The following is a 13,061-nucleotide window of genomic DNA, read 5'->3' as shown; positions in this document are numbered from 1 at the left end:
GTCGGGTGCGTTTCTTTTTGAGTGAGGTTGTTGTCTGGTTCATGCGGCCAGGGCGAGTTGGTCTTTGTAGCGGCTGGTGTGGGTGCGTTGGTGCTCGCGTTGGAGGTGGTAGCGCCAGTACTGGTCGAAGTCGCCGTTGGCGATGACAGCGCGGAGCAGGAGGACGGCTTCGCCGCTGGTCAGGCTCCAGCGGGCGCCGGTGATGTCGAGGCGGTCTTTGACCAGGTAGCGGCAGGATCCTTCGATCACGCCGGTGGCGATCGGCCAGCCCAGGGCAAGGGCGATGTGGTAGTTGAGGTAGGGCTGTTTGGCGGTGAGGTAGGCGGTAGCGCGTTCCAGACCGGGGGTGTGGTGGTCGGTCAGGCGTTGGATGTGGGCGCGCAGGTCGGCGATCACGCGGGTGCGTGGCCTTGTAGGAGGTCGCGGGCGGTGTGGTGGACGAAGGCGGCGCGGGCCTGGTGGGAGGGATGTAGGTCTTCGGTGGCTTTCCACAGGTATTCGAGTACGTGGATGAAGTCGATGATGATGTCGATGTGGACGCTGCGGTGTTGGGCTTCCCGTTGGAGGCAGTCGAGTTGGTGGTTGGCGCCGTCGACCAGGACCACCCAGCGGCGTTCGTGACGTGGGTCGCGGGCTTCGGCGTGGTCGAACAGGGTGGTGACCATCTCGGCGGTGCCGTGTTCCAGTGAGGCGCTGACCTGCCTGTGTTGGGCGCGTGGCCCGTTGCGGCGGGCGGCGCGTTCGCTGGCGTTGGCTGGTAGCACGTCGGCGGCGGTGCGGGGCGCCGGTGGCGTGTCGTAGAGCGCGGTGACCACCGCCATGCGGGCGCGTCCGGTGCGTTCCCGTCGGGCCAGTTGGGCCGAGGGTGGCTGCGGGCTCGGCTGTCGGGGGGCTGGTTGGGCGCGCAGCGCGGCGGGGATCATGTTCACTCCGGTCGCGTCGATGCTGAACACCAGCAGGTCACGGCCGCCGGCCAGGCCCGGGCCGGCGGTCGCGGCCCGGTCGGAGTAGAAGTCGCGGATATCGGCCGCGGCCGCCACCGCGGTGGCCATCAACTGCCGGGTGCCCAGGTGCTGGCCGGTGGCTTCGATGATCGCTTCGCGTGCGCTGCGCAGCGAGCCAGCGGCCACCCGCTGGGCGACGGCCCGTCGCAGCGGGAAGGAATACAACCGTTGCGGCAACGCCAACCGCGCGTCGGCTGGGTGGAGGTTGCCCACGCCCGGTGCCCGGTAGGCGATCCGTTGCACCTCGACGCGTCCCACCGTGGTGGCCACCAGCCGCCGATGACCGGGCTCGGCCCGGGTGCGTACCGTCCCGTCGGCTCCGGTCACCTGGTCACGACGCTGCTCGCGGACGGCCCGCGCGTCAAGCTGGTCCTGCATCAGCAGCCGCTGCAACTCCCGCCCGGCGGCGGTGACGTAGTCCTCCAGGTCGGCCTGGGTGCAGGCCAACATCTCCTCGCCGCTCAAACGCGCGACGATCTGGTCAAACTGGGTACGGGAAGCAGCGAACTCGCAGGGTTCGGGCCCAGAGTGGGGATACAGTGTCACCGGGTCTTCCTCGGGTCGGCACAGGCTTGTCACCCGGCCAACTCGGGAAGGCCCTTCATGGTTGCCCTGTTCTCACCCCACGGTCTCACCGGCCGCATCCGCGGGGACGAACACGCCTGGTCGCGGCTCGACGACCCGCCCGGCCTGCTTCAGCTTCTTCAGCCGATGCCGTACCCGCTCGACATGCCGCGCCACCCGCGGGTCCTCACCCAGACGCGCGACGACCTCCTGACAGCGCACCGGACGGCCGAACTCGATCAACACCGCGACCAGCTCATCGGCAGACCCCGCCACATCGGCAGCCGAGGCAGGCAGGCCATCACCAACCACCCGCCCTCCCGCAACAGGCGCGCCCAGATCAGCCACCGGCAGCTCACCGATCACCTCACGCGCCACGGTCAGCCGCTCCAACTCCTTACGGCACACCGACAACAGACCCGCGATCCGCTCGGCCTCCCCTTCAAGCCGGTCCGCTTCCGCCCGACAAGCCGCTTCCCGCTCAGCCAGCAGACGCGCAACCTCGCCGTACTCCACCAGTCCGACCTCCCCACCGCCCGGCCACCACCACCTACCGCAACGACCACCCACAACCGCCGGACACGACACCCCCGCCCAACTCACTCAAGAAGAAACGCACCCTCGCTGGTCCACCTCTTCGTGCCCAGCGGGCGGCGTCTGCGGCGGATCCGCACGACTTGACGGGCGTGGGGGAACACCAGGTCATCGACGGTGACGGCCTGAACCTCGCGGATCTCGGCGCGGCCGTGGCCGCGACTGCTCTGGCGATGCAGGACCGGCACCTGCTTCCAGGGCAGGCGCCGGAGCTGCGCGGCGAGTGTGGGCTGATTGTCTTTGACGGTGAACAGGTAGTGGGCGTGGCGCTGCTGCACGAGGTAGACGGCGTGGGCGCGTTGGGCGTGCATGGCATCCGCCGTGATCACCGTGTCGGTCAGGTCGGCCGCGGCGATCTGGTCCAGCAGGGGCGCGAACTCACCGATTTGTTGGTCTTCGCGGCGATCTCGCGGGCGGCGAGGGTGACCGCGTCGGTATGACGCACGGCGGACAGGATGAACACGCGACTGCCGTCGGGCCGTTTGGCCCCGCGTAGACATTTACCGCCCACCGCGACGGCGGCGCGGCGCGGCCGGTCAGCGGGGGCGGCACGGTGAGCGCGACGCTGTTCCCGCTCGGGCACACCATCCGGAGTCACCGCGGCGGTCGCGGACCGGGCCAGCGCGGCCAAGTGCCCGTACCCGACGCCGGTCAGCACGCCCGGATCAACCCTGGCGTAGGCGTCACGCAGGGTCCGCTCGTCAGGAACCGGGTACCGGCCGGTCAATGGGTTGAACGGGCAACCCAGCCGGGCCAGTTCCCGCTGTTCACAGCGTCGGACCCACTCCGCAATCGCGGTCAGCGAGTTGTGGCCGGCCGCGCTCATCGCGCACACCCCGATCGCCAGCAACGTCGCCAACCGGTACCGCACACCACGAGGATCACGAGGGTCGGCGACCTGCGCCAACCGGTCCAGCAAGCCCGCAGACGGTGAATCGGCACCGATGGCGGCAGCCGCGGCATGCCCCGCCCCGGCGATGAGCGATGATGACACAGCGAGCACGACACCCTTGGTGAGTCTTGAAGCGTAGACAACTTCATGATCCACAGGTGTCGTGCTCGCTCCTCATCCGGTCACGTCCCTCAGGACAACGTCAGGCCAAAAGGGACATTCGCGGACTCCTCCGGGGCCCTGGGCCCTGCGAGGTTAGCCGACAGGGTCCTTGCGCGCGCCCTGCGGATAACGCTCATCCCGTTCGGGCGGATCCGGATGCTCCACCGAAACATCACCGGTTTCGATCGGACCACTTTCTTTAGCTGAATCGGTCGCGCCGGCGGGTTCTGCCGCTATGCTGCCCCTAGCGTCAGGGAATGGCGCGAAGCATGCAATGAGCACCGCCAGCGCAAGCCGCATGTTTTCCCAGACAACACCGCCCGGCAAATTCGCGCCGACTGAAGTCACCGGTAGAACCATCAAGGCGACAACGACCGCAGACCACGTCCAGTTGCGCGCTGCTACTAGACTAACTGCTGCGAAAGCCGCCAGCACCAACCACACCTGATGGTGGGTCCAAGAAACCGGGGAGAACACCACGCTGGCGGCGCCCACTACTGCGCTAGCCGCCAGAAGGCTTCCCCGCTTTGTCATTTGGGCTGCTCGCCACAGTGCCACGACTACGATGGCACCACCGAGTACTAGGACAGTGGTGGTTCGGGCCGAGTCGGAGAATTCCAGGCGCAGTAAGGCACCGTTGATGGACTGGTTGCCACCGGTGGCGATATTGCCGACACGCTCAACGTCCAGCAGTTCTATCGTCCAGTAACGAATCGATTCATCAAAGAGGACGAGCCAGGTCAACCCGGTAGCGGCAATGAAGGTACCTAGCGCGTTGATGGCTGCTCGGCGTTGCCCGGTCACCCAAAAATAAGGGATGAAGATCAGTGGAGTCAGTTTCAATGCCGCCGCGATCCCGGTTGCCACACCAGCATATTTTGGGGGGACGATTTTCATCGTGTCGAGCAAAACGAGCAGGGCAAGGAATATGCTAACCTGCCCGAAACGCATATTACTACTGATGGGAGCGGAAAGAAATAATAGCAGCGCTGAGCTGGCCATCGCAACGCCTGGGGCGGCCTGCCAGGCTTCGGAGGTGACCTTCCCGGCGATTTTCGCTATCGCCATGACCGCAGCGACGGTGGCTAAAGTCCAAATCACCATCAATGTTGTAGTATTGAGGTAGGTAAGTGGAGCAAATATTAGTCCGGCAAAAGGCGGGTAAGTGAACGGCGCGCCAGTCTCGGCAGCGGCGAAGTCATAAAGGCTGCTACCTGCCTTCCATGAGTTGACACCCCCCAAATATACTTGTAGGTCACTGAGTCGGTCGGACCAAGGTCGACTCAGTCCTGCCCAAGCCTGCAAAGCGGCCACGATGCAGGCAGTCGCCCAGACCAGAGAAACCAACCATCGATTGGGGTGGGTGGCTGGCGCTATCAGTGGCTCGACCGATTTGGTATGCACCGCTGGCTCCTGTCAGTATCCGGACACTCTTTTACGCGAGGTGAAGTCTCGCCCAGCACAACGCGGCAGAATTAGACAGTGGAAGCATTCGCCTCGTCGAGCTCGACGAAAGCCTCGGAAGGCATTCCAATTATGGATCTTACGGGGTTGGTCGTTGATCTCGGAAGCCGCCATCGTCAGATCAACTCCCGGGCCAGAGTGGACATCGGCTGGGCGTAGACCCACTGGTAAGTCGCTTCGTGTTGACACCCGTGCAGCCTGGTCGTCGCGGTGGTCAGGCGGCAACTGGCCGGTGGTCGAGGCCACGACCAGCCACCTTCTAGCAACTCCCTCGACGGCCGTCTGCAGCCGCGGGGAGCCGTCGACCGGTCGATCTCCGTATATTCCAGGCCCTCAGCCAGGCCTCGGGATATCTCTTCACGACCAGTTCCGGCCAACATGTTGCGCACAACGGACGTCCTGGGTCATCAAACCGCCAAGATCAAGTCTTTGGACTATCTGAGTCGCCGTCCCGACCGTCTGGTCGAAACGTTCCACGTTGGCCGGGGTGTCGACCACGTCGAGGCTGGTCGCGTCGATCGCCAGTCATCGACGCCGGGCCAGCCATGCGCCCCCGCGCCGCCGGACCCGCTTCTCACGCCGCCCACTGCGGTTGTGTACCGTGGGAAGTGGCGATCACATACGTCTACTTCTCCCATTTCGTTGTCGCCCTCGGGGTCGCGGCGGCGCTCTGGCTCACCGCGCGGCCGCAGTGGGCGGCGTTCATGCGGCGCTGGTTCGTCCTAAGCCTTTCCGGTTTGATTACGTACTTCCTGTATCCGGCCGCCCCGCCTTGGTGGGCCGCCGAGCACGGCTTCCTGGAGCCCTTGGAGCGGCTGAGCCTGCGTGGTGGCGAGGAGTTCGGCATGCACGGCGCGTTCAGCNTTATCCGGCTGGGCCAGCTCGCGTCGAATCCGGTGGCCGCGATCCCATCGCTGCACACGGCCTTCGCCCTGTTTGTCGTGCTGTTCTTCGTGACACGGATACGGAAGCGCTACTCGGCCATCCTGTTGCTCTATCCCCTGGCGATGACGTTCACTCTCGTCTACTCCGGTGAGCACTACGTCATCGATGTCTTAGTCGGGTGGGCGTACGTCTTGGGGACTTTTGCGATCGTCGGTCTGGCCGAGCGCTGGTGGCGACGGTGCCGACGCGTAATAAAGGCTAGACGTGGACGACGACAGTTTGTGTGACAATCGCGCAGAGCGGTTGCCGGCGGCAGGATACCGTACGGAGACATAGGGTTGGGTCGGCTTGGGGTGCAGTGTCTTGATTGATGTCGGTCCTTTTTTTTCAAGCCGCTGAACCGTACGTACGAGTTGGCCCGCATGCGGCTTTCCGCAGTGTCGTCGTCAGGCGCTGGTGGTGCGGGATTGTGGTTCAGGGGTTGGGTGATTGTGTTGCCCCTATAGCGGTAGCGGGTGACCCAGGGTCATTGCTGTCGGATAGGTGCTGGTCACGGCGGTGATGAGGTCGTGGGTGCGTCGGGTGGCGCGGGCGATGTTGGCCTTGCCGTTGGTGCGATGGTAGCCGATTGAGGTGTTGCGCAGAGTGGCCAGGACGGCGGGTCTGTTGCCGGTGCGGGCTTGGTGGAGGTCTTCACGGAACGTAACGTCCCGGACGTGGTGTAAGCGGTTCTCGATGTGCCATTCGCGGTGGGCCCAGTCCTGCAGGTCGGCGGGTTGGGCCTGCTCGGCGGGCAGGGACACCGTGAAGTAGGTGGTTTCGCGGCTGGTTTTCGCGCCGGTGGTGTGGGTCCGGGTGATTCGGATGGCCTGCTGGGCGTGGGGGAACCCGATTCCGCCGGGGGTGTGCACGGTGATGGCTTTGACGGTGCGGGTCTCGCGGCGGCTGTGCCCGGTGTCGCGGCGGCGGTCACCGAGTGGGATCTCGGGCCAGGGTAGGGCTTTGAGTTGGGCGAACAGGGTGGGCTGGTTGCCTTTCGTGGGGATCATCAGGTGGGCGCCGCGAGCGGCGATCTCCTCGGCGTGGGCGGTCTGGGTGTGCAGCGCGTCGGCGATGAACGGCAGGCCGGTCAGGCTGCCCAACACGGTCTTGACCGCGTCGAGCAGCGGTGCGAACGCGGGGATTTCGTTTGATTTCGCGGCGATGGTGACCTGGGCCAGGACGATGCCGGTGCTGGTGTCGTACGCGGTGAGCAGGTGAACCTGACCGCCGTCGTGGCGGCGGGCACCTCGAAGGGTTTTCCCGTCCACGGCGATCAGCCTCCGGTACCGGTGCGGCCGAGGCGTGCTCACCGGCCGGGTGCGGGTAGTCAGCCAACCGGCCAGGGCGGTGGACAGCAGCCCGTCGTCCAGGTGAGTCAGCAGCCGCCACACCGTCGTGCCCACCGGCACCCCGCGATCGAAACCGAGCTGGTCGCGGGCCTGGGCGTCGAGATCATGCAGCCAGTCGGTGATCGCGGCGAACGACGACGCGCCGGCCAGGACCGCGCACACCGCTTTGAGGGTGTCGACGAGGTTACGCGATATGGAAGTGGTCGACGACCAGCAGCGCGTGCGGCAGCACCTGCCGGATTGCGGCCTTGAACACCGTGCACATGTCGATTGCCGCCGCCCGGATCTGGTCACGCCAGGCCTGCGGACGAGCCGCGAGTCAGCCGGTGACCGCAGCGGTGGTGCGGCCTTCGACCTGGGCGAGTAGCCCCTGTTCGTCCGACAGGTCAAAGAAGCCGACGTGGCACCGATCCGCGGTGGTGCTGGCCGTACGACCACGGTCCCAAAGCGCGACGGGCCGCGCCAGACCGCGTAGACACCAGCACAACGGTGGCCGTAGCAGGTCACCGAACCTGACCGTCCACGGGCGTTACCGGGGGGTTTTCGGGGGACAGTTCGAATATGTCAGAGGCCCTGATCAGCGTTTCCGCTGGTCAGGGCCTCTGCTCTGCGCGCCCGAAGGGATTCGAACCCCTAACCTTCTGATCCGTAGTCCCGTGCGTGCTGGTCATGCACCGAACATCCGAGCACCAAGGGAGCACCATCGCGGCTGGTAACCACCGGCGTCGTCGCGCTTGGCGGAGCGTCGTGCCTGGCTCCGACGCCGGCAGCCGTTCCGGATGTTGCATCGCCTGGCGATCCAGAGGCCTGGCAGGCGCATGGCGCTCGAAGCCCGTATCGCGTTGTGGGCATTGGCCGTCGGCGCGCTCCAGGCGATCGCGGCCCTCGTCGCGCTTGCTGTCGATGTCGCCGCTGGCCAGTAGCGGTTAACCGTTCCCCCGCATGCCGAGGGGCAACGCCCTCGGCAGCCGTGCTGGCGGGGCGGATGTCACTCTCCGCGGTCGATTGATGGGTCCGAAATCTGGTGGCGACAGGCCATGGGACGTTGAGCTGTGCCTTGTGGTCAGGGGCGCTCGGGCCAGGGGACAGCCCGTAGGCGCCAGCTGAGCACTAGGGTCAGGAGCGCAGCGGCGGCGGTGATCCAGTAGTTGGTGTGCCAGGCCCGTCCGGTGGAGAAGAACCTTGTGAGCAGCGATTCCGGTAGGGCTTGCTGAGCAACCACGAAGATTGCGAACAGAGATGGTGTGGCGACGGCGGCGGCCAGCGGGCCGGCGCCGAGGCAGAGGATCCCGCCGATGCAGGCGAAGGCGACCACGTTGCCTACGAGCCCGTGCAGGGGTGGAAACTGCGTGTCGGGGTGGCGGGTGGTGATTACCCGGTACCAGATCGGGAGGACGGCCAGAGGGGCTGCAAGCATGACCGCGGAGTAGGCCAGGTGCCCGAACCGTGCGGAGAGGTGCGCGTTGAGTTCTCGACCGTCGAATCGTGGGGTGGTGATTGCCGGGAGGACGCTGGCTAGTGCGACGGCAAGCAGTTCCGGGGTGCCCACGCCGCGGGGCGGCAGGTCGAACACCGTGCTGACCGAAAGGCTCAGCTCGGGGAACGCGGCAGCGAGGACCAGTGCGACGACGATGACGCTCGCCGCGAGAGGTCCGCCCCGCCCTGCTCCCAGCGTTCATGATAGGCGTCGATGCTGGGCGCGGGACCGGGTAGCGGCTCGACCGCAGGAGCACGCAGACCGGCGAGGCTGATCGCCAGCAGACGGCGCCGGGTGAGGTCGTCCTCCTCGGCCGGCCCGCTGGGCGGTCGGCGGCTGACCATCTCGATCAGCAGGGTAATGTCCAGTGTGGTGACGTCGTCCCGCAGCGCCCCGGCCCGCTTGGCCCGGGCGACCAGCTTTTCGGCGAGTTCCCAGACCTGCTCGCTGACCTGCTCCATCTCCACGGTGACCGGGATGCTTCCGGCGACCGGCGCCAGCGCGCCGCTGCGCTGCGCGACGCAGCGCTGCACGTACTGGACCAGGCCGGCCCAGGGGTCCTCGATGTCCAGACCCGCCTGCGCCGCGTCGGCGGTCTGCCGCATGGCGAGCAGGCAGAGCTGTTGGAGAAGCTCCTCCTTGCTGCCGTATCGCCGGTACAGGCTGCCGATCCCCAGTCCGGCCCGCTCGGCCACGGCCGCGATCGGCGCATCACTGCCCTGGGTGGTGAAGACCTCCCGAGCCGCCTCCAGCACGCGGCGGTCATTTCGCGCCTTCTCGGCATGCCGGCCACGCCTTCTCGGTCGGTCCGTCTCGGTCACCTGACCAGCATAATCCGCGCCCCTCCCCGAGCCGGAGGCGTGCGCTATAGCTCGCGGAACGGTTCGCTCCGTAATTCATTCTCATGATGGGAGCCGTCATCCGCGACTTCGCGCTCTTCCGTGACCACCGGTTCCGGCTGCTGTTCGGCGCCCGCACCGTCTCCGTCCTCGGCAGCGCCTTCGGGCCGGTGGCGCTGACCTTCGGGGTGCTGGAGCTGCCCGGCGCGACGCCGACGACCCTGACCATCGTCATCGGCACGCAATCGGTGGCGCAGATCGCGTTCATGCTCCTCGGTGGAGTCATCGGCGACCGGGTGCCCCGAAACCGACTCATCGCGGTCACCGACGTGGTGTCGGCCGCCGCGTTCGCCGCGCTGGCGGCGATGCTGCTCACCGGCTGGGCCCCGGTCGCTGCTCTGGCGGCCTGCGCGGCGGTGATCGGGTTCTGCAGCGCGCTGTTCCTGCCGGCCCTCACCGGCATCGTGCCCAGCGTCGTACCGTCCGACCTGCTGCAGACCGGCAACGGTCTGCTCCGGCTCGGCACCAACGGCGCCCGCGTCCTGGGCCTGGCGCTGGCAGGCGCTGTGGTAGCGCTCGTCGGCCCCGGCTGGGCCCTCCTGGTCAACGCCGGAGGCTTCACCGTCTCGGCGCTGCTCATGGTGCTGCTCCGGCTCTCCCCCACCCCGGTCCGGGCCGGCGCCTCCGTCCTGCGCGAGCTGCGCGAGGGGTGGTCGGCGTTCTCCTCCCGTCAGTGGCTGTGGGTGATCGTCCTACAGTTCTCGGTGGTCGGTGCGGTGCTGCAGGCCTCGTTCGGGGTGCTGGGGCCGGTCGTGGCCAAGGCTGAGCTCGGTGGCGCCCCGGCCTGGTCCGCGGTCCTGGCGGCGAACGCGCTCGGCATGTTCCTCGGCATCGCGGTCTCCATCCGCATCCGTCCGCGCAGACCTCTGCTGGTCGCCACCCTCACCGTGTTCACGATCGCCCTGCCGATCCTTCTCCTCGGAGCCGGCGCACCGCTGGCCGCCGTCATCGTCGGCGCCCTCCTGCTCGGCATCGGGTTCGACATCTTCGGCGTGCTCTTCGAGACGACCATGCAGCGGGAGGTTCCCGCGGACACGTTGTCCCGGGTGAGCGCCTACGACGCATTCGGCTCGTTCGCGCTCGCTCCGCTGGCGCTGCTCGCCGCCGGCCCGCTCGCCGAAGAACTCGGCCCGCGGCCGGCGCTGCTCGGGTGCGGCGCACTTATCATCGTCGCCACCGCCGCCGCCCTGTTCTCCCCGCAGGTGCGCCGCCTCGAAACACCCGGCCGAACGCCAGATCCGCCGACCGGTGACCATCTCCCGGTCCGGCCGGCGGACCCGGCCGTGGCCGGTGACAGCGGTCTCGACCAGCATTCGAGTCGAGCTGAGCATGGGGGGGGCCACATCTGCCGGGCTGCGCGACGGAGGCTGACCCAATGCGTGTGCTGTTCGTGTTCGAGGCCGGCGACGGGACCATCTTTCCGTACGTGCCGCTGGCCCAGGCGGTGCGCGGCGCGGGCCACGAGGTGCTGACCGCGACGCACGCCGGCGCCGTTCCGACGCTGCTGACCGCGGGGCTTCCCGCCGTCGCCAACAGCTCCCGGGCACCGCGCGACTACCGCACCGCCACCGACGGCAGTCTCATCCCGCTCCCGGCCGACCCGGTCGCCCGCGAGGAGGAACTCGGCCGCCTCGGTGCCATGATCGGCATCGACGCGCACGCTGGTCTACAGGACGTGATCGTCCACTGGCGTCCGGACGTGGTGGTCGGCTGCGCCGGCGCACTCGCCGGTCCGCTCGCGGCCGCCCAGGCGGGTGTTCCGCTCGTCCGCTTCGCCGTCGACATCGGCGAGATTCCGCTCCGCGAAGTGAGCGCGCTGGAACACCTGCGGCGGTCGGGCCACCCCGACTTGCCGGACCCGGCCCTGTCCCTGACCACCTGGCCGTTGAGCATCCGACCCGCCGACGTCGCGCCCGCCGAGCCGATCCGCCATGTGCCGTACGCGACCCCTCGCCCCTTCGAGCCCTGGATGTTCGTCAAGGGCGAACGGCCCCGGGTACTGGTCTCCGCCGGCTCCCGGGTGAGCCGCGACTACGCAATCGACCATGTCTCGGACATGATCCGCGCCGGGTCTCAGCTCAACGCCGAGTTGCTCATCGCCGAGGCGACGAGGAACACCGCGAGCGACACCAGCCAAACCGAACGGGCGCTGAACCGGTCGACCAGGTGCCCGGAAGCCGGGATGGCGGCGCAGGTGGCCAGCAGATACGCACCGGTCACCCACTGGATCGTGGATGCGGATGCGGCGAACTCCCGGCTGATCGCATCAATCGCGACCACCATGATGGTGCCGTCCATGACCGACACGATCATGCCGAGCAGGACCACGATGCCCAGCCGCATCAGCGCGGGGTCCATGCGCTGCCGATGTTCCTGCCCCGTGGCCTCCCGCCGCCATCTGGGCCGCCCCTCCTAGCCGTCGTCGCCTGATGGCGTCTCCCGATGTCCGTGGTCTGGCTCGACCAGCCTCGCTCAGCTCACCGTGAGCACGACCTTGCCCCGGCCGTGTCCGCTCTCGACGTCACGGTGCGCCGCCGCAGCCTCCGCGAGCGGGTACGCGTGCCGGACGTGCAGCTTGAACTTGTCCTGCGTGTACAGGTCGACCATCTCGCCGAGCCGGGCGGCGGAACGACCCGGACCCAGAGCAGGGATGCCAAGCTCCTCGGCGGCCTCGTCGGAGACCATGGTGCGGATTCGGTTGCGGTCCTTGACCAGTTCGACGGAGGCGTACAGTGCCTCCGGGCCGGCCGCGTCGAGCGCGGCGTCGGCGCCGTCGGGTGCCACCGCGCGGAGCCGGTCGAGCAGTCCGTCGCCGTACGCCACCGGGATGGCGCCGATGGCGCGTAGGTAGTCGTGGTTGGCCTCACTGGCGGTGCCGATGACGGCGGTCGCGCCCCAGGCCCGGGCGAGCTGCACCGCGAAGGTGCCGAGCCCCCCCGCGGCGCCGTGAACCAGGACGGTGTCACCCGGCCGGATGGTCATCGCCTCGAGAGCCATGTGAGCGCCCTGGGCGTTGCCGGAGAAGCCACCCGCCATCTCCCACGGCAGCACCTCCGGCTTGACGACGATCTGGTCAGCCGGCACGACGACGTACTCGGCGTAGCTGCCGAGCAGGCTGTAGCCGAGCACCGGGGTGCCGGTCGGGAAGCCGGTCACACCATCACCGACCTGGTCCACCAGACCGGAGAACTCGTTGCCCGGGATCCGGGGCAGGGTCGGGTCGATCGACGGTGGGGCCCAGCCCTGCCGGATGCCGATGTCGAACGGCTGCACTCCGGCGGCCTTGACCCGTACCCGTACCTGACCCGGGCCGGCCTGTGGGGCCGGAACCTCGATCAGATCCAGGACCTCGGGTCCACCGAACGTGGAGAAACCTGCTGCCTTCATGCTGGTTCTGATTCCCTTCGTGTCACAGCTGTTGGACCGGGCGCTTCGTTGGATGTGGTTCTGACAGGGGACAGGAGGGCCGGTTGGTCCACCTGGAACCGCTGGAGCGGATCCCCGACCGTGCGGTACCGGGTGTCGCCTGGGCCAGCCATGCCCACGCGTGTCGGCGCCTCCCTCCCCGCGGAGTGCCCCGGTGGGCAGAACGCCCTCGGGTCCCTGCCGGCCCACGGTAAAACCTCTACCTAAGATGAGGTCAACTCCCGATTTCGCGGTCGGGCCCACGGGGAGTGGCGTACGAATTCGCCCAGGTGACGGACGTGTCGCGCTGCCCCGACTAGCCAC

General features: G+C 67.8%; 12 protein-coding genes and 3 pseudogenes. 3 read left to right on the top strand and 12 right to left on the bottom strand.

What is annotated here, in order from left to right; genetic code table 11:
- Nucleotides 1-39: 39 nt before the first annotated feature.
- From SALPAC2_RS26140 to SALPAC2_RS28625, 7 genes and pseudogenes are all read right to left on the bottom strand, one after another.
- Nucleotides 40-396, bottom strand: a complete 357-nt coding sequence (locus SALPAC2_RS26140; protein ID WP_018215572.1) for a hypothetical protein — start codon at nucleotides 394-396, stop codon at nucleotides 40-42.
- Nucleotides 393-1,550 carry a hypothetical protein gene (locus SALPAC2_RS0113930; RefSeq protein WP_027657354.1) on the bottom strand — a complete coding sequence of 386 codons (1,158 nt, stop codon included), beginning with the start codon at nucleotides 1,548-1,550 and terminating at the stop codon, nucleotides 393-395. Before SALPAC2_RS0113930 ends, SALPAC2_RS26140 begins: the two co-directional genes overlap by 4 nt.
- Nucleotides 1,551-1,622: 72 nt before the next feature.
- Nucleotides 1,623-2,084 (bottom strand): hypothetical protein, encoded by a 462-nt coding sequence (locus SALPAC2_RS0113925; protein WP_018217255.1) that lies wholly within the window; start codon nucleotides 2,082-2,084, stop codon nucleotides 1,623-1,625.
- Nucleotides 2,085-2,167: 83 nt separating this feature from the next.
- Entirely contained in the window at nucleotides 2,168-2,491 is a 324-nt protein-coding gene (locus tag SALPAC2_RS28495) for an ISAs1 family transposase (protein WP_050563100.1), read from the bottom strand.
- An 8-nt stretch (nucleotides 2,492-2,499) separates the two neighbouring features.
- Nucleotides 2,500-3,156 (bottom strand): transposase family protein, encoded by a 657-nt coding sequence (locus tag SALPAC2_RS28490; protein ID WP_162561337.1) that lies wholly within the window; start codon nucleotides 3,154-3,156, stop codon nucleotides 2,500-2,502.
- 153 nt (nucleotides 3,157-3,309) lie between these two features.
- The gene (locus tag SALPAC2_RS26135) at nucleotides 3,310-4,620 is read right to left on the bottom strand and encodes a glycosyltransferase 87 family protein (protein WP_080636919.1); all 1,311 of its coding nucleotides are present in this window, start codon (nucleotides 4,618-4,620) and stop codon (nucleotides 3,310-3,312) included.
- 179 nt (nucleotides 4,621-4,799) lie between these two features.
- Nucleotides 4,800-5,060, bottom strand: a pseudogene (locus SALPAC2_RS28625) (IS30 family transposase); the annotation flags it as partial.
- A gap of 237 nt (nucleotides 5,061-5,297) precedes the next feature.
- Between SALPAC2_RS28625 and SALPAC2_RS24800 the strand changes: the two are divergent.
- Nucleotides 5,298-5,852: pseudogene (locus tag SALPAC2_RS24800) on the top strand (phosphatase PAP2 family protein); the annotation flags it as partial.
- A 213-nt stretch (nucleotides 5,853-6,065) separates the two neighbouring features.
- Here SALPAC2_RS24800 and SALPAC2_RS0113910 read toward each other — a convergent pair.
- The 4 genes and pseudogenes from SALPAC2_RS0113910 to SALPAC2_RS24795 all read right to left on the bottom strand — a co-directional run bounded on the left by SALPAC2_RS0113910 (nucleotide 6,066) and on the right by SALPAC2_RS24795 (nucleotide 9,254).
- Nucleotides 6,066-7,118 carry an ISAs1 family transposase gene (locus SALPAC2_RS0113910; RefSeq protein ID WP_018217252.1) on the bottom strand — a complete coding sequence of 351 codons (1,053 nt, stop codon included), beginning with the start codon at nucleotides 7,116-7,118 and terminating at the stop codon, nucleotides 6,066-6,068.
- Nucleotides 7,119-7,146: 28 nt separating this feature from the next.
- Nucleotides 7,147-7,380, bottom strand: a pseudogene (locus SALPAC2_RS28620) (transposase); the annotation flags it as partial.
- Between the two features lie 639 nt (nucleotides 7,381-8,019).
- A complete protein-coding gene (locus tag SALPAC2_RS0113890) occupies nucleotides 8,020-8,529 on the bottom strand; it encodes a hypothetical protein (protein WP_018217249.1) in 510 nt (169 codons plus the stop codon).
- Between the two features lie 17 nt (nucleotides 8,530-8,546).
- Entirely contained in the window at nucleotides 8,547-9,254 is a 708-nt protein-coding gene (locus tag SALPAC2_RS24795; protein WP_223874185.1) for a TetR/AcrR family transcriptional regulator, read from the bottom strand.
- 86 nt (nucleotides 9,255-9,340) lie between these two features.
- On the opposite strand from SALPAC2_RS24795, the gene SALPAC2_RS24790 reads away from it, so the two are divergent.
- A complete protein-coding gene (locus tag SALPAC2_RS24790; RefSeq protein ID WP_223874895.1) occupies nucleotides 9,341-10,804 on the top strand; it encodes an MFS transporter in 1,464 nt (487 codons plus the stop codon).
- Nucleotides 10,708-11,748: a glycosyltransferase family protein gene (locus SALPAC2_RS28615; protein ID WP_033662095.1), complete on the top strand. Its 1,041-nt coding sequence runs from the start codon at nucleotides 10,708-10,710 to the stop codon at nucleotides 11,746-11,748. The genes SALPAC2_RS24790 and SALPAC2_RS28615 overlap by 97 nt, the downstream gene beginning before the upstream one ends.
- 56 nt (nucleotides 11,749-11,804) lie before the next feature.
- Here the strand turns inward: SALPAC2_RS28615 and SALPAC2_RS0113870 are convergent, their stop codons facing one another.
- Nucleotides 11,805-12,719 (bottom strand): NADP-dependent oxidoreductase, encoded by a 915-nt coding sequence (locus tag SALPAC2_RS0113870; protein WP_018217245.1) that lies wholly within the window; start codon nucleotides 12,717-12,719, stop codon nucleotides 11,805-11,807.
- Between the last annotated feature and the right edge of the window lie 342 nt (nucleotides 12,720-13,061).

This window comes from Salinispora vitiensis, from assembly GCF_000378825.1.
GTDB classification, from domain to species: domain Bacteria; phylum Actinomycetota; class Actinomycetes; order Mycobacteriales; family Micromonosporaceae; genus Micromonospora; species Micromonospora vitiensis.
This window is presented reverse-complemented; position numbering and strand designations above follow the sequence as displayed.